General features: G+C 39.8%; 17 protein-coding genes. 5 read left to right on the top strand and 12 right to left on the bottom strand.

Annotated features, from left to right (window positions below; translation table 11 throughout):
- Positions 1-102 precede the first annotated feature (102 nt).
- The 3 genes from NSMS1_RS30925 to NSMS1_RS30935 are packed head-to-tail and all read right to left on the bottom strand — an operon-like array spanning position 103 to position 2,647.
- A complete protein-coding gene (locus NSMS1_RS30925; RefSeq protein ID WP_224095584.1) occupies positions 103-840 on the bottom strand; it encodes a hypothetical protein in 738 nt (245 codons plus the stop codon).
- Positions 837-2,387, bottom strand: a complete 1,551-nt coding sequence (locus NSMS1_RS30930) for a TrbI/VirB10 family protein (RefSeq protein WP_224095585.1) — start codon at positions 2,385-2,387, stop codon at positions 837-839. Before NSMS1_RS30930 ends, NSMS1_RS30925 begins: the two co-directional genes overlap by 4 nt.
- Positions 2,384-2,647, bottom strand: a complete 264-nt coding sequence (locus NSMS1_RS30935) for a hypothetical protein (RefSeq protein ID WP_224095586.1) — start codon at positions 2,645-2,647, stop codon at positions 2,384-2,386. The genes NSMS1_RS30930 and NSMS1_RS30935 overlap by 4 nt, the downstream gene beginning before the upstream one ends.
- Before the next feature lie 207 nt (positions 2,648-2,854).
- On the opposite strand from NSMS1_RS30935, the gene NSMS1_RS30940 reads away from it, so the two are divergent.
- On the top strand, positions 2,855-4,345 hold the full coding sequence (locus tag NSMS1_RS30940; protein WP_224095587.1) for an ISLre2 family transposase: 1,491 nt from the start codon (positions 2,855-2,857) through the stop codon (positions 4,343-4,345).
- A gap of 189 nt (positions 4,346-4,534) precedes the next feature.
- Here NSMS1_RS30940 and NSMS1_RS30945 read toward each other — a convergent pair whose 3' ends face one another.
- The 4 genes from NSMS1_RS30945 to NSMS1_RS30960 all read right to left on the bottom strand — a co-directional run bounded on the left by NSMS1_RS30945 (position 4,535) and on the right by NSMS1_RS30960 (position 9,924).
- Positions 4,535-5,158 carry a hypothetical protein gene (locus NSMS1_RS30945; RefSeq protein WP_224095588.1) on the bottom strand — a complete coding sequence of 208 codons (624 nt, stop codon included), beginning with the start codon at positions 5,156-5,158 and terminating at the stop codon, positions 4,535-4,537.
- A 117-nt stretch (positions 5,159-5,275) separates the two neighbouring features.
- Positions 5,276-6,400 (bottom strand): hypothetical protein, encoded by a 1,125-nt coding sequence (locus NSMS1_RS30950; protein ID WP_224095589.1) that lies wholly within the window; start codon positions 6,398-6,400, stop codon positions 5,276-5,278.
- A gap of 27 nt (positions 6,401-6,427) precedes the next feature.
- Positions 6,428-7,144: a hypothetical protein gene (locus NSMS1_RS30955; RefSeq protein ID WP_224095590.1), complete on the bottom strand. Its 717-nt coding sequence runs from the start codon at positions 7,142-7,144 to the stop codon at positions 6,428-6,430.
- Between the two features lie 2 nt (positions 7,145-7,146).
- The gene (locus NSMS1_RS30960; protein ID WP_224095591.1) at positions 7,147-9,924 is read right to left on the bottom strand and encodes a hypothetical protein; all 2,778 of its coding nucleotides are present in this window, start codon (positions 9,922-9,924) and stop codon (positions 7,147-7,149) included.
- Positions 9,925-10,708: 784 nt separating this feature from the next.
- On the opposite strand from NSMS1_RS30960, the gene NSMS1_RS30970 reads away from it, so the two are divergent.
- A protein-coding gene (locus NSMS1_RS30970; RefSeq protein WP_224095446.1) for a transposase occupies positions 10,709-12,203 on the top strand; the annotation gives its coding sequence in 2 pieces (ribosomal slippage) (positions 10,709-11,395 and positions 11,397-12,203; 1,494 coding nt in all).
- Positions 12,204-12,391: 188 nt separating this feature from the next.
- Here NSMS1_RS30970 and NSMS1_RS30975 read toward each other — a convergent pair.
- The 4 genes from NSMS1_RS30975 to NSMS1_RS30990 form a co-directional block, all read right to left on the bottom strand.
- A complete protein-coding gene (locus tag NSMS1_RS30975; protein ID WP_224095592.1) occupies positions 12,392-12,982 on the bottom strand; it encodes a hypothetical protein in 591 nt (196 codons plus the stop codon).
- Positions 12,983-13,390: 408 nt separating this feature from the next.
- On the bottom strand, positions 13,391-14,302 hold the full coding sequence (locus NSMS1_RS30980; protein ID WP_224095593.1) for a tyrosine-type recombinase/integrase: 912 nt from the start codon (positions 14,300-14,302) through the stop codon (positions 13,391-13,393).
- 374 nt (positions 14,303-14,676) lie between these two features.
- On the bottom strand, positions 14,677-18,219 hold the full coding sequence (locus NSMS1_RS30985; RefSeq protein ID WP_224095594.1) for a plasmid replication protein, CyRepA1 family: 3,543 nt from the start codon (positions 18,217-18,219) through the stop codon (positions 14,677-14,679).
- Positions 18,220-18,227: 8 nt separating this feature from the next.
- Positions 18,228-18,677, bottom strand: coding sequence for a hypothetical protein (locus tag NSMS1_RS30990; protein WP_224095595.1), 450 nt, complete (start codon positions 18,675-18,677; stop codon positions 18,228-18,230).
- 1,096 nt (positions 18,678-19,773) lie between these two features.
- On the opposite strand from NSMS1_RS30990, the gene NSMS1_RS30995 reads away from it, so the two are divergent.
- From NSMS1_RS30995 to NSMS1_RS31005, 3 genes are all read left to right on the top strand, one after another.
- The gene (locus NSMS1_RS30995) at positions 19,774-21,237 is read left to right on the top strand and encodes an NB-ARC domain-containing protein (RefSeq protein ID WP_224095596.1); all 1,464 of its coding nucleotides are present in this window, start codon (positions 19,774-19,776) and stop codon (positions 21,235-21,237) included.
- Between the two features lie 39 nt (positions 21,238-21,276).
- Complete coding sequence (locus NSMS1_RS31000) at positions 21,277-23,121, top strand: serine/threonine-protein kinase (RefSeq protein WP_224095597.1); 1,845 nt, start codon at positions 21,277-21,279, stop codon at positions 23,119-23,121.
- A gap of 99 nt (positions 23,122-23,220) precedes the next feature.
- Entirely contained in the window at positions 23,221-24,222 is a 1,002-nt protein-coding gene (locus NSMS1_RS31005; protein WP_224095598.1) for a tetratricopeptide repeat protein, read from the top strand.
- On the opposite strand, the gene NSMS1_RS31010 is transcribed toward NSMS1_RS31005, so the two are convergent.
- Positions 24,180-24,611 carry a CHAT domain-containing protein gene (locus NSMS1_RS31010; RefSeq protein ID WP_317986615.1) on the bottom strand — a complete coding sequence of 144 codons (432 nt, stop codon included), beginning with the start codon at positions 24,609-24,611 and terminating at the stop codon, positions 24,180-24,182. The genes NSMS1_RS31005 and NSMS1_RS31010 overlap by 43 nt on opposite strands.
- Positions 24,612-24,615: the final 4 nt, after the last annotated feature.

Genomic DNA, 24,615 nt, shown 5'->3' on the forward strand with positions numbered 1-24,615 from the left:
TTAGATAAATCAAAGATTTGTTCTCGGATTGGGTTGATTGCTCTGTTTGTTGCTCCACTAAATATTGATTATTGTCTTGGTTTGATTGCTCTGGTTGCTGAGTCATATATTTAGAGATGGACTTTGACCAAACTGAATTAATTTATTGACTAACTCCATCGAAACCACTGCTTTACTAGCCGCCGTTGACAATTCATCACCTTGAAGTAAGTAGGTAATTAATTGTTCAATGCGTCCATGAAGTTCAGATGATGGAGTGAGCAATTTATTTCTGATTGCCACAGCGACACCAAACCTAATTTGTCTAGTAGTATTTATGGTTTGTGTGATGGGCTGCAATCTACGCGGTGGTGGTGTCGCTAATGGTGGTGGTTCATCATTAATGATGGCAATTTGACTGTACTGCGGTTTGCCATTAGACGGTGCTACTCTAAAGTGATACGATTTGCGCTCTTTGCTTGTTGTCTGAGTGACTATAGTCAAGTGTGTCGCCGCCGCTTGTGGCAACCCCCGAATAGATAGCTTTTTAATCCGCCGTAACTGTATAAGTCCTGCACCCGCCTGTTCACAGTCTCGGTCAATTCCTTTTAAGCAACCGTCTGTATCTATCAAAATTTGTGAGGGGTCATCAATCCATACTCGCTGTATGGTTTCACCTACCGCGTAAAACGAAATACTCACACCATGACCATTCCACACATTGATTGTTTGCAGTCTTGCACTTGTTCCACTCAAGAGTGATTGTTTTATCGGCCGCACTACTGGAGTGGCTCCTGCCGCTAGTGGTTGGCACAATGCAACAGCGATCGCACTTGCAGTACAAATCAACAGCTTTTTCATGGTAATTCCATCTCCAAAGTGCGGTTAACCAAGAATGTTACACGGCTGGAAGCGGGGATGTACCAGATATTGGGACGAGACTGAATTTCTTCGGTAGAACTCCGAGCGCGTTCACCTAAAATAGACGAAAGAGAACCAAATGCACCCTCCAATAGCGCCCCGGTGAGATTCCGTTGATTTCCACTGCTGCGTCGTCTGATTCTGCCTTCAAACTCATCCTCAATTTCCTCTGTGGTATCAGGTTGATTAATTATTTCACCAACTTTGCCTAGAGCAGACACTACCCCGACAGTAAGATCACCTCGTGCAATTTCACCACCTCTGTCATGATATTTCCGGGCTATCAAGGGCTGACTATTATCTCCTAGTACAGTAATTGCTCCTGGTTTGATTTGGTATTCTGTGTTGTTGAGAATGATGCTGCGTACTTGAGCAATCGCATGATTGGCTCCGTCCACTGAAACTAATTCAATTGCTAATAAACTGCCATAAGGGATGGCTATCTGCCCATGATTGTCTTTCAATTCCCCTGTAAGCCTTGCTACATAACGTCTTCCATCATCTGTGGTAGCTTTCTGGTTCTGATTTCTACTGTCGGATTGCTCTTTAATTAATGGAGTAACTAAAACCCCACTCGCCATCTGACCTACCACCAGATATTGCGTTTTACGCCCTTGGATAATTTGTTTTTCCTCTGGTAAGTAGTTTTTAGCATTAGATTTTACTGATGATGACCACCGGGGGCGAATCTTTTCTATGCCCATATCTTCTACAGTTTGCTCAGTTGTTGATAATGGTGGTTCATCAGTTTGAGATAGTGGTTGAGATAGTGGCTGCCCTGTGTTGACGTTTGTTTGGGTGTCAGAATCTAAAGAAGTAATAGGAGCATTTGCTGTAGTTGTCCCAGTATTGCCATAAACCACTTGACCAAACGACCCGATTGAGCGCAGTCGTTCTAGTTCTGCCATTGGGTCGAGGGCTGGTGTTGAAGCTGCGACTATACGTTGTGGCGAGGAGTATGTTCTTGATGGTGGTGAATAGGTTGTTGAAGGTGACGAGTTAGTTCTTGATGGGGATGAATAAGTTTTAGGCGGTGGTGGCGCAGATGATACTTGCGCTCCTTGAGTTTGTTTGGCTACTGGTTTAAGTTCTTGGGGAGAAGATTTTTGTACTAGGGCTGGTGTTTTTTCCTGATTTTTATTCAGTTTCTCTAATTGTTCTTGCTGTTTGGCCAAAGCCAACTGTGCATAAACATCCCCATCGGAGTTGTTTGATTGCGCTGTTGGTTGTGTCGCTTTTTGCTCATTTTGGTTGGGGTTATTCGCTGTTGGTTTACCATTAATGATGTTATTAAACAGGAAATAAAACACTAAAAAGCCAACACCTAGTGGTACACCAATTATCCCTATCCTTGACCAAGGTGATGTAATTAAATTATGCTCGGTTAAATTTTGGGTGTCATCTATAGGGGGTAATTTATCGTCTAACTCCTCTTTTTCATCATCAAGATTTATTATTTCATCAACTGTTAAGGGATTGTGATTCATCGGCTCTTTCCTAAATTCAAATCTACTATTTGTGTTATTTCTAGTCCACTTTTGCGGATTTTATAAATTTTTAATGCTAATTCTGTAGTATCCTCTGGGGGCTTTTGTGGGGTAGTGACTGCTTCTACTGTTACTGTTTTATTTAGTGCTATCCCGTTCCCCGCATTATCTAGTTTTCTAAACGTGACTAATGTTGATTGAAAATCTATTTCCCACTTGCCATCTCTAATTTTTCGGGGAGGGGATATGTAGGGGAGCAACGCGATTTGGTGAGGTGGGATCAAAAACCAGCGATCGCTAACAACTTTCTTCAGTACTAAAAAATATTTCTTATATTAGAAGCCGTATTAATACGTAAGCTATCAACCAATTTCAAGTCTGGTGATGTGTGCAAAAATTTATAAAGGTCAAAAACAAGGTAGGATTCCGGTTAAGTAATCTTTCCAGAGTTTTAACGTCTACCTTTTATGGCAAAAAATATAAGTGCAACTCTTGATTTAAACAAGTCAGTTAAAAGTTTTCACTTACAGGTCACAAAACTTTTAGAATTTACAAATATCACAGAGTGGGATGGAAAAAAGCTGAGAGAACGAGAAAAAGAAATTAGAGAACAGGCAATGATTTTAGCAGGTCAATGTATAGCTGTTTTATTATATAATCTTTCCGTATCCCCAAAAATCCTAAACTATTCTGTTAGTCAAACACAGGGATGGAGAAATTTAAATACACAAAAACATGGTTCTAAAAAGCGAAAAATAGTAACAATTGGAAACGTCGAAGTAACTTTAACTTTACCTTATGTACTTGAACGGAATCCCACAAGTAAAGAATCTGATAATCCTCTGCTCAATGAGCCAAAAATAAAAACTTCAAATCAAGGATTTTGTCCGTTTTTAAAGTGGCTAGGGATGTCTGAAGGTATTACCCCTCTAGTCTGGTCAATAATCGCAAAATATGGTGCGATCGCTAGTTCTTTCGATGCAGCACGTTCGACGCTAACGGATTGGGGAATAAATGTTAGTTTAAAACGAATCGAACGCCTGACTTACCTTTTTGGTGAAATTGGTATTAATCTACGCCAATCAAAAATATTAAATCTGGAGATGAACCACTTATCTAATAGTAATGTTCTCAAAGGCCAACGAGTTGTAATCGCTGTAGATGGTGGAAGAACTAAAATTAGGTTTAATAAAAAAGGTAGACGCAGTAAGAAAACAAACCGTCATGGCTTTGTTGGTGAATGGATGGAGCCAAAGTTACTAACAATTTATGTAGTAAATGAAGAAGGTAAAAAAATTAGGACATCGACAATACCTATTACGAATGATGGCACATATTCAGGTTATAAAGAATTCCTCAAAATTTTAGAGATGTATTTAGTAAATTTGGGTATAAGTGAAGCCAAGCAGGTGTTATTGATTGCTGATGGTGCAGAGTGGATATGGATACACATTCCTCTTTTACTAAAAAAATTAAAATGCCCACTTGAAACTTATCAATTATTAGACTTTTATCACGCAGCATCACATTTACAAGATTTTGCTGATGCCGCTTTTAGTACAGATAATGAGCGTCAATCCTGGTTTAAAAAATCTCGGAAAATTTTAAAGAAAGGTCAGGCACTAGATTTAATGAGAAATATGGGTGAATTTATTTCCGAGGCAACAGGAGAGCGCTGTAAAATTATGGTAAGAGAGCGAAATTATATTTTAAAAGCGTATAGAAGGAGGCTTTTAAAATATAACGAAGTTGCAGCTCGAAAATTACCTCTCGGTAGTGGTGCAGTTGAAAGTTTAATTCGTCAAGTTGTTAATTTACGCATGAAAGGAAACAGTAAGTTTTGGTTACAAAATAATGCAGAAATTATGTTACATCTGCGTTGTCAATGGATAGCTAAAAGTTGGGATAATTTTTGTGATTCTATCTTTAATTCTTTTATCAAACCCCAAACTGGTTGATAAATTTTATACTTTAATTCTGCCTTCAATTTATTTTCTGCCGTAATTGATACTAAGTATCAAAGACTTGTTGCAGAGATTTTTGGAAATAATCCTCAAATGACTTGCTAGCAATCTTTTTGAGATATCTCATCAAGATGATTTTTCGTGTAAATCAATATTTTATTTGTAAATAAAATCACTATTAAATTAAGTATGATTTTTAGCGATCGCTTGATTTTGATCCGACTTCACAAAATCGCGTTGCTCCCATATGTAGTGGGGAATTAGCGCCACTCGCATATTGCCGCTAAACACTTCTGGGTCTGTCAAAAGTGACAGTCTCCGCAGGAATGCCGCACGAAACCCAACTCTATCTGATAATGCAAACGCTGCTTCGTATGCCCTAGAAGTAATTTTTCTTGTGGGTTCGTTATCTAGTCCCTTAATTTCTACACCAGGATCTGTTTCTACTATTAACTTCCCTTGCTCATTATTTTTCTGAATCAATCCATCCCAATTAAACATCCCCACAAATGAATCCGACACGAACTGCTTTATTGTTTCATCAGAACGTTCTGCTGGTTCTACTGCTTTTGCATAAATTGTTTCGCCTGACGACAACTGAACCAGTGAGGGGACTTCATTCCTGACTAGCCTCCTAATTGCTCCGTAGTTGAGAAATTGGATAATTAAAGAAATGCCTCCCATCAAACAACCCATCACCGCTATAATTGCTATCCTCGTGGGAACTGATGAACCATAGCTGAGGACTGTATTTCTCTCCTGTTTCAGTTTAGATTTAGGAATTTTTAAATTAATCAGGTTTAACATAATTTCATTTGTGACAATCAAGACCTTTAATCAGTAACAGCAAACATAGCTAAAACTCCCCTACTGCCCCTACTGCCCCTGCCTCCCCTGCCCCCCTGCCTCCCCTGCTCCCCTGCTTTATTTGGGACGAATGAATTTAGCCGCCGCACCAGCACCACCCGTTGCTACAGTTACAACAACATCTTTAGCAAAATTTTTCGCCTCATCTGCGGCTTTATTAATCTGCATCAATAGCGAAATACCTCCACCTGCGGCTAAACCTGTTGCTAACGCCGGCGCAAAAATTCCAATTGTAAATAAGAAAAATAGTGGTTGATCTGCACGCGAATTTGCAATTAATTCCGCAGCAAATCCGGCGATAATGTTAAAACTCAGTTTGGCTAATCCCACGGAAAAATAGCCCGTCAACCAGGAGAGCATCGGTTTCGCACCATAGGGCAGCAACGAACCCCCTACCGCTAATGGCCCCAGATAAGCCGTCAGCAGCATCGTTAGCTCAATCCCCCACTGATATGCTCCTGATAAACCTACTAATATATTGGTAATGTTTTCCGCTACTACTGAACCCACAAAGGCACTGAATGGGGATAGTAGCACTTGAATTGGATTTGCTCCTGATTGTATTGCCTCTTGTGGAGCGCGTACAATTCTATCTATTCTGTCTACCAACCAAGCAAAAGGCCCGTTTGCTCGAAAATATTGTGGATACTGCCGTGATAATGATTGCTTGGCCTGTTCCAAACACTGCACTGTTTCTTGTGGTGAAAGCTGCGATGTCCGGCAAGCTTCTATTTCTCTGCCTATCGCCGCTCTGACTGCTGCTACTCCCATTGCTTTTGAGTATGCAGCACGTAAGTCTACTCCTACGGCTGTTCTGGTCAGTACGTAGTTGTTGACATTATTGATGTAGTTTTTTATTCCAACTGTCGTTGTTCCTAGCAGTTGTCCATCATTGGCTAACAATGTGGCAATAATTAATGGCCAAATAAACGAGCTAAATGCTCTTTGTTCTTCACCATTCAATACCTGTTTTGTCCACTCCAATATATAAAATCCCAAAGTAGTCAGGGCGAATACCGTTCCCACATCACACAGTGATCCGTACAGTTCTCCTCCTAATACTTCTCGCCATAATTCATCAAATCCTTGAGCTACTCCAAGTGATACCTGTGCTGCTCTATCTGCTAAATTATCGTTAGAAATTACACCATTAGGAATTTGACTCAATAAATATATCAACATCTTATTTTCTCGCAGATATCTAGTTATTTATTCTCTCGCTGGGTCTAACACAGACATAAATACTAATTCCTGAGTCAAAGAAGCTTGCCCTGTTGTCCTGAGTTCTTCTTTTGTGGTGGCATTAGCCATATTTTCTGCTACTTGAGACAGCATCAGATTTGTTTGGGCTGAATCTTGTCTTGCCGCTAACGAATCAGCATGAAAACGTGTTATTGCTGATACAACCTGCACATTTTGTGCTGCTAAGACTTTCAAGATATTTTGTGAAGCATCTAATGATTGTGCTTCTTGGGCGAGAGTTTGTGTTTCTTGGGATATTCTTGTGGTGGCTTCGATTTTTTCTCTCGTATCTTGTTGTCCTTCTAGTCCTAATGTAGAGTTGACAGCCGCACGGGTTATGTCTCTTTCCAATCTTCCTGTTAGCGTTTTTGTTTCTGGTAATGAGCGACTATTTCTCAGTCTTTCCCTTAACTCTTGGGTACTTAAAGTCGGGTCTGGTGTCCCCATCTCTCCTATAGCCGATGCAATAGCGGATTGTGCATCTGTTGATATATTTGCCCAAGAGTCATTAATTTGTCTCTGTACTTCTTGCTCTAATCTGCTGTACTCTTCCCTGATATCATTGAATATTGAACTGATGAAATTGGGAATTGGCAATCCAAACGCTAAACTTGGCGTACTAATTGATACTACTGCTAGCACAATTGAACTTGGTAAAATAACTTTCGCCTTTGTTCTGTTCATAGTTACGATACCTTTATTAAAGTTTGTTTCAATAATTGTTTTGCTTCTAGCGATAGTTCTTCGCCTCTAATCATCCGTACATAGTCTTCACTAAATTTATATAATCCCAACAAAGGATTATCTTTATATTTATTCAAAAATACATATCTCAGGTCTTGCTCTGCTGGATTGTTGGCTACCGCCGCCAACAAACAGTAAGCCGGATAATAACGGCAGAATGTTAACTTGCTATTATCATCTAATAGCCAGCTCGAATAAATCCCTTCTTTCTTTGGATAAAAAGACTCCGTACTATTCCTACTAATAATTTCGTAGGAATACTTAAATCTCTCCACGAATGGGTCAATTGCTGATGACTGTATCCTCCCTACTAACCGGGTAGTAATGTTAGCAAATATTTTCTGCGCCGACTTGCTTTGATATATACTCTCTGGCTCTTGGGCTGATAATATTACCCTAATCCCTGCTTTTGCACCATTAGCACACAAGCGTCCAATCAACTCGGCGATCGCGTCAAACTGGAATAGAATCGGCGCTTCATCCAAAAAGAATATCGAAGCTTTTGAACTTAAAGCGCGACGCAGTGCCGCAGCATAGGCACTCAGGGCTAGGATTGCTGCATCACTATCGCTAGATAAATTTCTCAGTGCAAATACCAATAGTTTGGCATCAGCCCTGAAGCTGGAAGGCGACGAGATTGACTGTCCTACCTTTGTTGATAGCCAGTATTTTAGCCTCACTTGTATGTGTCCCAATGCAAGAGATACTTCGCTACTATTGGTTGATAATGAATCCAGATTTATGTACCCAGGTGCACAATACTTGCAAAAATCTTTTAAGGTTGGTGTATCCAACCACTCTTGTGTACCGATTCCTGCCCTCAATGCTGCTTGATAGCGTAGTTTGATTTCATCGTCGTTAAAGAATGTTTGCAATGCCAATGATATAAGTGATTCGATCAGTGATGTGAGCGTGAAACTCACCCCTATCGGATTTGTACCAATAATCATTGTCATTAACGTTGATTTGAGAAATTCCTGAAAATCCGTCATTCGCTCTTTGATGATTTCTTCACTCATCGAACGTAGGTCTGGTAACTCAAACAAGTTGTTATATTCTTTAGCTATATCAAAATATGCTCCCTGTTCTCCTAATAATTTGGTGTAGTCCGTAAATGTTGATGTCCCATCTGGTTTGGGATAATCCAGTGCGATAACTGGGATAGACAGTGCCAGCGCTGGGGTTAAAATTCCCGCCACCAGCACCGATTTCCCTGAACGAGTCGTCCCAAATACTGCGAGGTTTTTATGATTTTGGTACAAATCTAAGTGGATAGGTGTACCTCCCTCTTCTGCCACTAGTTCAAACCCACTGCGATCTCCTGTAGCAGTGCGTATTAACGGCGTTAATCCTGGTGCTTCGCTTGAGAAGTACACTAGGCGACGGTTGAATGGTTTTGTCAACAACGCTTCCCAAATAATGGGGGTACACTGCAACCACAACTTCCAGGCATATTCCACCTCACGAGATACTATTGCCGGACGCAGAAAACAGCTTGCTAAATACCGACAGTCCTCTTCTAATTTTTGTAAATCGCTGCGATGTACTAAAAACACTACTGCTGTATTTAGCACAACACTACCCTGGTATAGTGTGCGTTGCGCTTCTACTGATTCTTCGATATTGAGTCCTGCCTTAACATCAATGTTGCCCCTATCTGTTGACATCGAGGTTGATGTTATTGACTGTTTGGTTAATCGCTGTAAATTTACCTTGGCTATACCTTGATTAGCCTTAGTTATTTGACAAAATATTTCTGTGTCCGCTACCTTTTCTTTTGAAATTACTGACCACAAATAGCGCAATTGTGAATATTCATCTCCCCACCCCCCTGGTTTATGGCTGAAATTTAACGCTCCTGTATATTTATCTTGAATTTTTACCCATTTCTTATCAAATATGGGGACTGATTTCTCATTCCCTAATATCAGATGTTTGATATGAAATTCACTTGTTTGTGTTTCACTTAGTTCATCAGGAGTAAGTTTTAACGGATTTGGGATTTGGGGCGCTTCATCAGAATTAAATATATTCCAAAGTAAACCCCAGATTTCTTCTGCACTCAAGGGCGTTACTGTTAGTCCCATCTTATTTGAGAGAATTTGCTCCCAGCTTTGAAATCCATCTAGGAACGAATTACGTAATATATTTTCTATACGTTCCTTATTTAGTTGGTGAATTTCTCCCGTAAACTGAAACCAAAGTTTTTGCAACTTCTTCAGTCCTATTTCTGCTAAATCTTCTAATTTTTCATCCTCCTCCACTGTGTATGTACACCATATTCTTAAGAATTTATTCTTCCTCAATCCCAACGCGGTTAACTCTTTTGTCCGTAACCTCTCACTACGTAATAATAGTTTTATTGGTTCTATTTGGCATTCAGATTCGATTTTTTTGATTTCTCTTTGTCTTAAATAATCATCAGTAAATGAGCCAAAATGTATTGTTAGTAATTCTCGCTCTGGTATCTCTTTTAGCCCTCCCTCTATCCCCTCAAAAATTGGCTGAATTTGCTCTGCCGTTAGGTTGGGGTGGATTCCCAAACAATCAAACGCAAATCTTATTTGAATATTGGATTTCTTTTTAATTATTAATGCCCCTATCGATTGCCTACCTGCTAATTCCATTTCACAAACACCTGCCAAATCAACCATATCTTCAAATGGAGTCAGTGTTAATGTTTTCTTTCCTATTTTTTCTTCATTACTTTGCTTAGGCATGGTTTCTTCTATATAGGAATTTTAGTAAAAGCTTTTAATATTTAAAAATTCATTAATTAATATTTATTGATGCAAATATTAAATACTAAATTATCCCCCCCTTGCTCCCCCTGCCTCCCCTGCTCCCCCTGCTCCCCTTGCTCCCCTTACTCCCCTTACTCGCTCTGCCTCCACCCCCTGCTCCCCCTGCCTCCCCTGCTCCCCCTGCTCCCCTTGCTCCCCTTGCTCCCCCTGCCTCCACTGCCTCTTCTTGGTGGATTAATTAAAGATACAAATGCCATATATCCTCTACTGATGCGCGGTGTACCTACGAATTTTCCTAAAAAACTTTTATTACTTGACACGAACCACCATGTTGCACAGCCCCAAAAAGAGGTAAATAACGTCGCCAGCCAGCCCCAGACCAGAATATAGTAGACGACAAATATAGACCCTATTACTATTACTAACCAAGGAAATATTAGTTCTGTGGGAATCGGTCCTATTTTTGGTTGTGTTCCTAATGTTTGATTTACTACTCGAAATTTTTTATTTTCCGGCATATACATAATTTCTTTTAAGAGGTCGAAAATCGGAAGTTGAAAATGATTAATTCCAACTTCCAACTTCCAAGTTCTGACCTAGCGTGGTAAAACTTACTAGAGAAGAGCGGAAATGCTGTAATCTTGACCTTGTAGCGAAATAATGGCGCAAAAACTTGGCAAGAAAAAGTCTAAAACCAGAGGCAACATCGTTTAAAGTACTCGATTGTATTCAAAAAAAATGCCCATCGTGCGGTCAAGCAATGTGGAATGAATACAATAATCCTCGACATATAAGAACGTTAAATGGGGTAGTAGAATTACAGCTAAAAATTCGTCGATGTCAAAATAAGTCATGTTTCTTGTACAAAAAAGTGTATCGACCAGAGCAAGAAGGTTCTTTAGCTCTACCACAAAACGAATTTGGTTTGGATGTGATTGCTTATATAGGAGCATTACGCTATCAGGAACATAGAAGCGTTCCCCAAATACACGCTCACCTTGAATTAAAAGGTATATGTATAAGTCAACGAACGGTCACGCACTTAATTGACAGATATGACGAGTTACTTTCTTTATGGTTAAAAGACCACACTAGGTTAAAAGCCATAATGGCTAATCAAGGACGGGTAATATTAGCGATCGACGGGATGCAGCCAGAAATTGGACATGAGGTATTATGGGTAATTCGAGATTGCTTATCTGGAGAAATCTTACTTGCTAAAACCTTATTATCATCAAGAAATGAAGATTTAGTGACGCTATTACTAGAAGTAACTAATAGCCTAAATGTACCAATTGATGGAGTTGTTAGTGATGGGCAACAATCAATTCGCAAAGCTGTTGGGTTAGCATTACCTAGTATTGCTCATGGTTTATGTCATTACCATTACCTGAAAGAAGCTATTAAACCCATATATGAGGCGGATAGACATGCAAAAAAGGAATTGAAAAAAAAAAGTTAGAGGATTACGAGAAATTGAACGTAGTGTTACCAATGAAGATCAGGATTTGGTGACTATTATTGAAGATTATTGCTCGGCAGTCCGTAGTTCTATAACCAATGATGGTCATCCACCCTTAGAAGCATCAGGGTTAAAGTTACAAGAAAATTTGACTTTGATAGAACAAAGCTTAGAACGGATGGAAAAAAGAAGTGCTTTACCACCACCTTTAGTCAATCTAAAACACCTTCTAGCTAAGGGATTATCTGCGACTGCATCTTTATTTTCACCTGTGAGGGTTGCATATGGGTGGGTTGATAAAGCTAGTAATATTCTCAATAATAAAATAGGTCTTGATGCTGCTGGTGTCAAACAAAGTTATCAGCAACTGTTAACTCAAATGTCCCAACAAAAGCAGAAAGCTGGCACATTGAACACCGCAATCGATAACTTTATAAAAACCACCAATAACTACTGGTCTGGACTTTTTCATTGTTACGAAATTGAAGATTTTCCTAGAACTAATAATGACTTAGAACACGCTTTTGGTATGCTACGTCATCATCAACGTCGTTGTACTGGTCGTAAGGTTGCTCCCTCATCCCTTGTTATTCGTGGCTCTGTCAAACTTGCTTGTGCCATTGCTACTAAACTTCGTTCTTTTACCGCATCTGATTTAGCACAAGTTGATATCGTTACTTGGCTCGAATTACGCTCTCAATTGCAAAAACACCACAAAGCCAGAATTGAACAGTATCGATTTCGCCGAGACCCCAAGGGTTACTTGGCTAATTTAGAGAGTCGTCTTCTCTAGTAAGTTTTACCACACTAGGTTCTGACTTATTGATCCACCTCCTACTTATCGTCTAAGTAGCTCAGTGTTAAAGATTATCGCTATGGCAAGGCAGGAGGCAGAAGGCAGGAGGCAGGAGGCAGGAGAGAAGAGGGTTATAGCCTTGTTTACCTTTCTTAACTTAGCTTTGTTTTTTCCCACCGACTTACTTAGATGATGAGTGTTGTTAAGAAATCTGCTGCAAACACCCCAGTCAAGACAACTAATGGCGTTCTTGCGGCACTCGCCCAGTCTTCATCTCGTCGCACTGCTTGAATTACGTTGACCACCGATACTGCAATGTACAACAAGAACAATATCCGCAGAATGTTGAAAATATTCGTGACTGTTGCTGCTGTATCACCGTTGAGCGCACCGTTAAAACCAGTATTGGTTATCCACTGTTGGGCGTTTTGAAAGAATTGTGCTTGGGCCGGTGCTGACGCGAAGTCCAGCATAAACACTACTGTTAGCATCGCAAATAGTATGGCGTATATGTTTATCCCATGCTTGCGTTGCTTCTTCTCCAGGTTGGTCAACAATCCATTTATTTGCTTTTGAAATACTACTGCCATTGCTCCTGCTAAAATTAGTCCGCCCAACATGATTCCGTGCAGGCTCATGGATGATACCATCAATACCCCATTGACCCACATCAATCCTACTGTTGTACTTTCAACGGCCTTATTTCTGCGCCTAATTCTTGGCGCTCCTTCATAATCCGATTTCTCTTCTTCTCTATCTAGATAGTACGTTTGCATACTTGCCTCATCCCATCAATATGAGCAACGATGAATCTGAATTTTCACGGTGTCAAGGCTGGTGTTTTAATGTAAACCGTGAAAAACTAGACTATGAATTTAGTATTCAGTTGTTCTCCCACAATTTCAACTGACAAACTGCTAAACTTCTTGTGAAGAAATGCTTGTATTTTCTGCATTTTGTCAGACCACAGTCTCCCTTTTCATAAAGAAATACTTGTACTTCTTACACTCTTTCAAGTATAAAGATTTACTTTTTCTGAATAAATGTTTGTCTTGTCTGCATTTTGTCACAAAAAAGTTAACCTTTGACCTGACAAAATGCACAAAGTACGAGCATTTTGTCAGGTACTTGAGTGCAATTTGGTAGTTAACTATTGAAGTTTCAGGGTATAAACTTGAAACACCTCACTTTGGCAAGTAAAGCCCCGTGCTGTCATTAGGTCGGACATGAGTGTAGCGTCCAGTTTGTTCTAGCGATGAATGCCCTAGAGTGGCCTGTAGCAGTTGTATGGGTGCGCCCCGCTCCAAACTGTGTGTTGCGTGAGAATGCCTCAGCCAGTGCGGGGATACATTACCACTAATCTGTGCCGAAAGAGCCGCATCAGCAACAATTTTGCGGATACGCCGCTCACCAATCGCCCCACCTTTGCGACTGACAAACACTGGTGCATCGGCAAGAGGGAAAGTTCTTTGTGCTACTAAATCTTGATAAACACTTTTGGGTATGACTACAGTTCTGGTCTTCTGCCCCTTACCGTAAAGCGTCACTTGCCCGTTCCCCTCATACCCAGGCTGCACTGAATGCCAAGTTAAATTCGCAATTTCACTCACCCTCGCACCCGTATAATACAGGAGTTGAATTACCAGTCGGTCGCGTCCTTTGGGAGCATGGGCAATCATCATCATCACTTCTAATTCGCTGAGAATGCGTTCAGCTAGCTTGTCTTTCGGCTGGGGTAACGGCACTTGCGCCGCGACATTAAATTTTGTCCATTCCACCTCATGGGCGAATCGCAGCAGACTCTTGATAGCTGCTATTCTTCTGGCACGAGTCGAAGTTTCATAAGACTTGGTTTCCAGATAATCAGCGAATGCCATCACGTCATTCATTGTCACTGTTCGCAAGTCTAAATCATTCAGTTGTACTTGTTTTAGGCTTACACCCAAGACAAAACCAATGAACTGACGAATATCTGTGTCATAAGAACGTCGGGTTTGCGGCGATAGCTTACTACTCTTCCACAGCTCAACTATTTGGGCAGTGTTGGTAACATCTGCCATCTTCTGTACACAGTTTTCGGCCCCCGGTGTTCGCATCTAATTCATTTAGGGACACAATAAATGGACAATCAAGCGATTGTGTCTCTTTCTCAATTATCAATTCCTGGGGTATTTTAATTTCTCCTCTTCATGAATTTTCTCTTTTAAATGTAGTTAAGCACGACGAGGCAGCCCTGTAGGATGGGCTTACGCCCGCCTTCAGGTGATCGCGGATGGAGTGCCAGTTAACTGTAGGGGTTGTTGTTGCCATTTTTGCTCGACTGCTACTGAAAGTGGCGGTAAGCCTTCTGCTGGGAAGCAACGAAATATATAGGGTTTCGCGCTCTAAGATCCGAAAACTAATATTATCGGATTTAATATAAACAAAGTCAGAGAATTGTCTTTGGGCATTTTTAAAAATTTATTGAGAACTAGATTTGCCCAAATTCCATCGGCAAAACATCCTCACTTAGCAAAGAGTAAAATTCAGGTTCTGCCGCTTCGAGCGATCGCAATTCAACCGCCGCGACTTTCTCCAACTCCAGCACGACCAGCCAACGCAAATCCGTACCCCAGCGTCGGAGAATACCTTTGACCGCTTCCAGTCCTTTGACAATGCTAGAGCGCAAGACTTCAACGCAGTGAAGTAGTGTACTCCGGTCAGGCAGTGAATCCTCCCCTGCTCCCCTGCTCCCCTGCTCTCCTATCGTAGTCGCCCCCGCCTTATAAGGGGAATTTCCTATACCATTAGTGGGGGGGGTGAATACCACAGCTTCACCGTAGTCCGACTGGTATTGTGCTTGATTTTCGGCTCTTTTTGCTTGTCGATGGGCGATGACTTGTAATGCAAAGTCTAGTTCTTTTTTGGACAATGAGAATAATTTCACCTGTTGACCCCGTGGCCCCTGCTTGCGATAAGTCAGCTTCAGTCCCAGTTGATCCAATAAAATCCCCAACAGCCAGATTGGTTGACAGTTGGGGGGAATGGTGAAGCCGAGTATTGCTTTGATGTGAGCAGCGCAGTCAATGGCGTAAGCCGACATATTTAATAGATGTGTGTCGTCCGCCCGAACTTCCTCACCTGCGACGAGTCGAACCAGAATGTGGTGCAGCCCCAGGTTAAAACGTGCCAACCACCGAGCAGAATAATTGCCCCAATCCATGCAGAATGGCAATTTGTCTCGTTCTGCTCTATCTTTAGACGTGACAAGATCAGGTGGTATAGGGTACTGTTTACCATTGTCATCAATGGTTTGGCTTGGTGGTGAAAGGATGGCTTCGAGCGCGGCGATCGCACCAACTAACCGACCACCGTTATCTTGCTCAACAAGTTCCGGCGTAACTTCCATACCGTAGGAATCATGGATGCGGAATTTCTCACACTCATAAACTTCTTCTGGTGAAAGGTAATCTTTAGTTTGACGAGCGCGGTATTCACTTTTAGAAATATTATTCGCCTTGGCGACAGCGTGATGGTGAGCCGAGTCGAGAGCGTCCGCCGCAGTTTTCAACAGTTCCCAAGCTGGGGCATCAAGCTCGTCTCCCACTAGCACAATTTGATTGCCCATCTGCTTTAACAATTCGCGTAAGTCAGAGCGCAGATTATTGATAGATTGGTGACGAGCAGATTTGATTTTACAGTAAGCATCTAAAGCCCAATCCTTTTCAGCCCCACGCTTGCCTGTTTCTCGGTCAATCCGTAATAGAAAAGCGGTAATCTCGTTGGTTTGCAGGAGCCGTTCTTTAATCTTGGTCGGGTTGGTGTCGAGGTATCCAAATGGTGGCTTAGGGGCTACCCAAACATGAAGCGGGACTTTTGGGCGATAGCGCCACAGTTGTTGAGCGCATTCGGTGGCCGTTTGGGAAACCCCGTGAAATACACCAAACACTGCATCAAAGTGATACGTGGAAATATCGACACCTGTACCAAGGCTGGGAGAAGTGAGGAGGATATCTATATTCTTGATTGCGTTGGTAATATCTTTAATAAATGCAACGTTTTCCTCGCTGCCTGAATTATCAGAATGAATTGACCAAACTCGTAAATTACTTCGGCGTTGAGGTTGTGGAGAATTAGATATTGGGTTAATGTCAACTCCAGGACTCGCATCGGACTCTACCACAGTTTGTAAAGTTAATAGAGACTTTTCAAGTTTCTTAATAAACCGTTTAGAGTCAGAAACTACCATAACTTTCTGCCCACTCATTACCGCCGCGCTGATTTTGGCCACCAGGGCTGATGAGTTTTCACCTTCATACCAGTAGATAGTGCGATCGCCGTTTTGCCATTGGTTTTCAATAATATATGGCTGTTCAGTAGGTGGTCGCATGGCGCGGAAAAAGTCGATAGTGACATCATCTAAATGTGCGTCAGCAATGATGACCAGGGGTGCATTGTAGACTATATGATGTAATGTTTCAAGAATGATAGCCCGATGTTCCTTGCAAGTCTTACTTAGTAATAGGTGCGTGAGATACTGGCAAGCCTCATCGATAAATATGCAGCCGTAGGTTAGGGCTTCGGTATTTAATTTATAAAGGCTATCAATGGTAATGCTAAGTGCAATGGCCTTAGCCATACCAACATGACCAACTTCAGAATACATGAGAGTTTTCAATCGCCCTGCTAAATTTTTGAGCAGGTTTACACGATGCCCATTGTTGAGAAATCGTTGGGTGGGGTGAATCTCGCGCCACCAAGCCATTAACTCGGTTTTGCCAGTTCCCATCCCGCTTTTGATCCCAACTAATCCTGATTTTGGTAGTAGTAATTTGGGCTTTTTGCCAACAGGGGCGTTAGTTTGAGTTTCGGTTTGGGTTGGTGGGGGAGATTGAGGTAATATTTTGGGTTTTGTATGGGGAGTTTGGGGGAAAAGTTCTAGTAATAGCTGCTGTAGATCATCCTCATCAGGAGTAACATTGTTTTGTTCAAGCTGGACAATAGTTTCTACTGGCGGTGGCTGTTGTGCGTCGCGTTCATCTTCTACTACAAGTGCTTGAGTTAGGTAGCGTTCATTCACAATCAAATCCGCTTTGTACTTCCTTAGCCCCCGGTGTTTGATGAAGAATGATTGCTGGTAGTCCTTGAGTGAGTGGGCATCCAGAGCGATCGCCGTCAGTAGCGCATTAGCCTCTTCCCCTCGTGCCACCACGAAATCATCAACCCCTTTTTCTGGCCCTGGCAGTTGCACTACCTCGCACATACAGCCAGCCGCCTCAATTGCCTGACCTGTGCGAACTGTGGCCTGATAAACTGACCAACGGGTTTTTAGCTTTGTCTCGTAGTCAAACAGAATTTGAAATTTCCGTCCCGGCTGCGCTAGTGGTAGCAAGTCTGGGTGTAATCTCTCGTCGAAATCCCTATGTCCTACCCGTCCGTTCCAGATGCCGGGTAATGCGATCGCTACAAATCCCAGACTCAACAAACACGCCGCTTTCTTCTCACCTTCGCACAGTATGACGGGGATTTGCGGGTTAGCAATTACCCACTCCCAGAATATCAGTGCGTGGAGTTTATCTTGTAATCGTTGGGAGAGTGATGAGTGGTATCGCCTGATGTTATAACGTTTGGCTACCAAATCCCAAATACAATCCGGTACATCAAAATATGTTACTCGGTTTGGGGTTTTGGGCGGGGATTCGTACTTGACGAGCTTTCCTTTTTGCCAGTCGATTCTCGCTTGGGTTGGTTTGAACCGCCCCCACTCCATCGGCTGCCAGTTGCGCTGCGGGTCTAGCCCCGATATCCACATCCCCCCGGCTAGTAGGTGCAGATATGCTTTCAAAAATCCATCTGTCACTCGACCAGCGTTTTTCCGGGGGATGTCTGGGGAGATGAACAGGTATTCGTAAACTGTTTCACCTTCAATATGTGAAAAGTTGCGCTCAATCAACGATGGATGAATGGCGCTGCCCACCTCTAGCTCGTGGTAATCGGCGGCGGTGAGATTATTGGGGTATTCTATTGTGTCCATCACTCCCCCTAGTGTTCCCTTGAGGAAGGTTGCATTAATGATCTGCTCTGACCGTTGGCGATCACAAGTAAGAAGGCATTTGATGGGTCTAAATCTTGTAGGGTATTTGCCAGATGATTGTATTTAATCAATATCTGTCGGTAATCATTTGTGCCATCAGCGATAATTGCAATTACATCGGAGCATAGCTGTGTTACTCCTGGGCAATGCCAGAACCAGCTTACTCTTCTCAATACTGTTGTTCTTGCTAAGACATTTCTAAAACGCGGCTGGATAAACGAATTAATCAGTCTTTGCTTCCACGCCCCAGCAAGGCAATCCGGGCTGTGGTCATACATTAAAGTTACCATCCCAGATAGCTTTAGTTTGCAACTGTCCTGTGATGTTAGGAGTTCTTGATTTTTCACGTTTTCACCTCTGATAGCTTGGATTTTCAGCTTCAGAGGGAGTTGCCACATTGCTAAACTCTCATACTACGAGATTCTTAATTTTTATTCATAAAACTAAAAAACTGAAAGTGAAGAATTTCGATAGTGAAAAATTGCCACTCGAAATTTACATTCCGCGTGACAAGTTCTATAATAGAGAAGTAGCGTGGATTATACTCTAAGTCAAATTTAGTGGAATCACAGTCGCCAAACTATAATAGCCACCAAGTTTGAGTCTTTGAGATCAACTCCCGCTCTGATCTGATATGTATGAACTGTAAAGTAGAACGAAGCGCTACTCCTTGGTGGCGCTTTTGTTCTTTAAAGTTTTGAACTGTTGTTGATTTATTTCCATATATTTCTCCAGTTAGCCTGATTTTACAGAATTTTTGTTCATTTGACGTGGAACAATGTTTTGATTCTTTACGATGAGTCCTCCGTAGTAGCGATTCTTGTTGAATGTAGTTAAGTTAACTGCGCTTTTGTAAAACTCTAATTAAAAACCTAAACGAGTTTTACCAGCACGCGAGACTGTGTAAATAAAAACATTTTCTACGTTCTGTGATTAGATGGCTCCTTTACTAAAGGTTTATTTAGCATTCTATGCCTAAGACAAGCAGCGATCGCATTGTCTATATATGTCTTTGCTTGCTGGCAGACTTAGTTAATATACTACACAGCCTTACCTTAGATGCACCATATAGTAGCATTTGAAGGTATGATATGACTGCTAATTAGATGTATAGTTTAAATCATACAGCCTATAAATGTTCTTGAAAAGCCGCTTTTCAACAAAAATATAGACAATGTAGATAAATGTATCCTATGACAGAAATGCTTCACAAAGCAGGAGTGTAAAAATATTTTCTTAAAGTATTAGAGTCTCTTGTCTTACAAGTATGATACGATATATGATCTAATTATTCACCTAGAAAAATTTGGTAATTAATTATACATTTAATTTATTCTAGTTTCAGTAAATAAAATTGAATGTTCTATTTCTTTAAATAAAATCTCTAAGACTTTAGTAAAATATAAGTTAAATTTATGTAGATGAAGTAGATATTTTAAAATATAAGCCAAATAAATGGAAATTAGCTATTAACCTAAAAGTAAAGGTAAAAACATGAATCTAATAGAGATTTCCGAATTAGAAAGTGTATTAGATATCTTGGAAGATAAAGTGGTTCAATACAGTCAAAGGCACTTATCAGAAGCTGAAAGGATTGTAATTAGAGGTGCTTGGGATGGAAAAGATTATAAGGAAATGGCAAGCGAATCTGGATATAACATATTCTACTTACAGCAAAAAGTAGCTCCACCCTTATGGGCTATGCTTTCTGAAATTATTAATGCTGGAGTCAAAGTAAGAAAACTGAATTTAAAAAGCATTTTAATTAACTTTGTAAATCAAGCATATATCGCTACAATAGGGGATTCTAATTTAGAAAGTGAACAGATAAGAAATTCAACTAAAATTTATGGAGAATTACCTAAGCGTAAATGCTTTTATGGTAGAGAGAAAGAAATTCAATATTTAAGTAAGCGAGTTAAGTTTTCTAAAGAAAAATGTGTAGCTTTAGTTGGCGTTGGTGGAATTGGGAAAAGCCTTCTAGCCGCAAAATTGGTAGAAGAATTGATTTCTAAATACTCAAAATTATATAAAATAGTTATTTGGAAAAAGATTAAATATAACTTGCCGATAAATAACATACTCGATGATATTGTTAGTATTTTTGATATAGATGTTACTAAACAAACTCTCGATTTTAAAATTTCTGTATTATTACATCAATTACAACTTTATCCATGTTTAATAGTTTTAGATGGATTAGAGGGGTTAGTACAAAATAATGATTTTAAACAAAAAATAGATTGTGGTAATTTACTTATACAAATTACAGAACAAGAGCATCAAAGTTGCATAGTTTTAACGAGTCAGTTACCTATAGAAGAAATTATATATACTGACACAACTCTTCTTTATACAAATTTACAAATAAAGGGTTTGGAAGAAAATGCAGCGTTACAACTTTTCCATGAGAAAAAAGTTCATGGTGAAGAATGTAAAAAACTAATTAAAACTTATCGTGGGAATCCATCAGAGATAGAGTCGGTTGCCGAGCGAATTAATCGCTATTTTGGAGGAAATATACAAAAGTTCTTTAGTTATAAAACTACTTTTATCGGGCAACAATTGCAAGGAATGCTCAATCAACAGTTTAGGCAACCTGGACTATTAACGGATCTTCAGAGACAGATAATGATTTATTTAGCAGAAGAGGTTTTGGAGGATTCTATGTTGATTCCATTTTCAAAAATTGTTGAAGATTTAAGGCAGAAAGTAAATCCAGATTTATCAGTTTCTGAATTAATAATAGCTATAGAATCTTTAGAACAACGCCTATTAGTTGAAAGTAGCCAAAGAATAAGTAAAGAAGAAGTAAAATATGGTTTAGAGCCTGTTGTGAGAAAGTATATTTTAGTTGATCCATTTGGATTTGTAAATAATAAAATCTATTTTAAAAATTCAGATAGTATATCTAATTTAGATAATGTATGTATTGAACAAGATACTTTATTAAAATAATCTCCGTCCATGAATTTTAGAATGGAGTAAATACTGTTTGTGGTTTATTGCATAAATCATCTTTGTACAAAGCGCCACAATTCTGATGAGGTTGAAAATTGTACAGCCTGTGGAACCCCTCTACTCATCAATAATCGGATTAGATTAATACGTCCTTTACGACCTTTAGAAAAAGAAATAGAAAGTAATACAGAGGTTTTTGAGGTAGAAGACATTGCTCCGGTCTGGGGAAAAAAACCACGAATCAGAGTGATGAAAATATTAAAGTGGAACGAGCCTAAGTATGTTGAACTGATGCGTCGGGAAGTAAAAGTATTAACAAACTTAGCTCATCCATGTATACCAAAAGTGGCAGTTAGTGATTATTTTACCTATACATTACCAAACCCACCCCTACAACTGCATTGCTTGGTGATGGAAAAAATAGAAGGAGAAAATCTAGAGCAGTGGGTAGAAACTTATGGAAAAATCTCCCAGAATACAGCATTAGATTGGATGCTTCAATTGTTAGAGATTGTAGAACACGTACATCGTACAGGATATTTTCATCGGGACATAAAACCAACAAATATTATTCATCAACCAGATGGTAGATTAGCTTTAGTAGATTATGGTGCTGTACGAGGGATTACGCAAACATATTTAGTCAAAGTAGCCGCCAGTGGACAAGATGCAATAACAGGCGGGGGTAGTGGACACGAAATTACAGCAATTGGGTCAGTTGGCTACTCAGCACCTGAACAAATAAATGGTCAAGCATTACCGCAGTCAGATTTCTACGCCATAGGCAGAACTTTTGTATATTTACTAACAGGTATTCCTATATTAGACTTACCAACAGACCGAATCACAGGAAGATTAAAATGGAGACATAAAGCAACACAGGTGAGTAAACCTGTTGCTGATTTTATTGATGAATTAATAAATCCCTTTCCGGGGTTAAGGCCACAAACTACTGAAGTAATCAGACAAAGAATAGAAAAGCTACCGTGGGATACTAAAGTTCATGAAATCCTAAAATCAAAAGTATTTAGAGTTGGTAAATGTGGTGTAATTGTACTAGCGATCGCGGGATGCGGTTTTTTATCTAGACCTGGAATAGCCAACTATTTTATATCCAAAGGAGAGAAGTTAGAAAGAGCAAATGATACCCCAAATGCTGAAGGTAGTTTTGATATAGCTAGAAAAATTTATCCTCCAAGTAACGTCTCAATAGCTCGTTTTTATTTTGATAAAGGTTCTAGAAATTTAGATAATCCTGGGTTAGCTAAAAAATACTATGAGTTAGCAGTTAAATATAATAGTCAAGAAGCATCGGCTTATAACAATTTAGCTGCTATGTGCCAGTTATTAGGCGATGTTAAGTGTGTTAAAAGTAGCTATGAAAGACAATTTGCTTTAGAACCTAATAATTGGGAAGGACATTATGGACTAGGAAATTTTTATGAAAGTCAAAGTCAATATAATTTAGCCCAAAAGGAATATCAAACAGCTATCCAAAAAAGTGAACAAGCAATCCCTGCTATTGCAGCTTTAGCCAGATTGAAGAATAAAGCTAAAGATTATAATGCAGCAGCAGAGTTAGCTAAACAAGGATTAAAAAAAACGCAAAATCAAGAATTACAGGCATCCTTATATAAAGATTTAGGCTGGGCAATGTTTCAGCAAAACAAGTTGAATCAAGCTCAACAGTATTTAGAAAAAGCTACAAATTTAGATACCGAAAGAACAGATGCTTTCTGCTTACTGTACCAAGTAGAAGAGGCTATGAATAAAAAGGATGATGCTCGAACTTCATTAGAAGTATGTATGTTAGGTAAGTCAAGCCTACCAGAAGTTTTTATATGGAGGCAAGAATTACTAGAGCGTATATTAAATAGATAATTAATTAGTCTAATCAGTTTTTTAAACAGCAACTGTGCAGATATTTATCTATTTGTGAGATAATATTTTTATAGAAGCAAGCGATCTGGATATAAGAACGTGAAAAATAGTTTAGGTTTACTTTGCTTAAGCTTCCTACTAATAACAGATGGGGCATTGTTAGCAAATACACCATCAGTAAGAATTAAACGAAGTCAAGTCTTATGTGAGCCAATTGGTAGAATAATTGAAAAAAGAAACAGGCAATTTCAAGATAAGACTTTAATATGTGCGGGACAAAAGATTGAAATAGTAAAAGGCAAGAAAGTAAAATTTCTATGTTTCAGTTCAGGAGATATTATTTGGTTATCTTCTGGTGTAACTCCCTCTAATAAATGTGCAATAACTAATACTTCTGCAACAAGTTGTAATCCGAATAATGTTAATGTATGCTTGATCCGAAAGGGCGGAAGTAGGGAAGAAGCTGAACCCACAATTGTTTATCCTTACACTAGCTCATTAATGAATCCACGACCGAAAATAGCATGGCTACCTGTTAGTGGAGCTACAGCGTATAAAGTGAAAGTGAGTGGATACGATTTTGCATGGGAAAAAGTTGTTAGTGGAAATGAAATACATATAACTTATCCAGCACAGGAAAAAGAATTACCTTTTGGGCAAGCATTCCAAATTACTGTGATTGCTTATAGAAAAGATGCCCAGCCTACCGCAGACACGTTCACAATTAATCTGTTTGCTCAGTTAGAGATTCAGCAAGTTTTAGATACGGTAGCACAAATTAATTCTTTGGAACTTCCTAAAGATGAAGCAGCTTTGGACATAGATGCTGTATATATGTCTAGAGGTTTTTTGGATGAGAGCATAGAATTATTGAGCCAAGTTGCTATAAATGGAAATACAAATCCAACTCTACATAGGGTTTTAGGCGATCGCTATTTTGAGGCTGGTTTAACTGACAAGGCAACTGTTCAATATATGAAAGCGTCTGAACTAGCTAAGAGAAGTAATGATGGTTTTGAACTTCAAAAAGTAAAAGAGGGGTTGGAAGCAATCGAATTTTACAGCCAGCTTCCTACTAGAATAAAAGGCGACCAAAAATAGGGGTGACTATATTTAGGATTAGACTTTAAGCTTAGTTGTGCCTGTCTTAAGGCTTCAGCTTTGGTCAAACCATTGTTTAACCCACGATAAAATTCCTGCATCAGCAAAACTGTAGACTCTGCTTCTACCAACCACAAGCTAGCAACCGTACTTCTAGCTCCGGCTTGTACGGCAACTCCTGCAATACCTAATGCGGATCTTTTGTTTCCTTTAGCAGTTTGACAAGCACTCAAAACCAACAGTTCAATCATTTGGGGAGTAATTTGGGATTTATTTCTTAACAAGCTGTCAAATTCGCCAATGTTAATCTGTCGGTCATATGCAAGAAATCCGGTACGCGATGGATCAGAACTAAATTGCCCATGTGTACTAATGTGAAGGATATTCAATACC

It is taken from the genome of Nostoc sp. MS1 (assembly GCF_019976755.1).
Taxonomy (GTDB): Bacteria; Cyanobacteriota; Cyanobacteriia; order Cyanobacteriales; family Nostocaceae; genus Trichormus.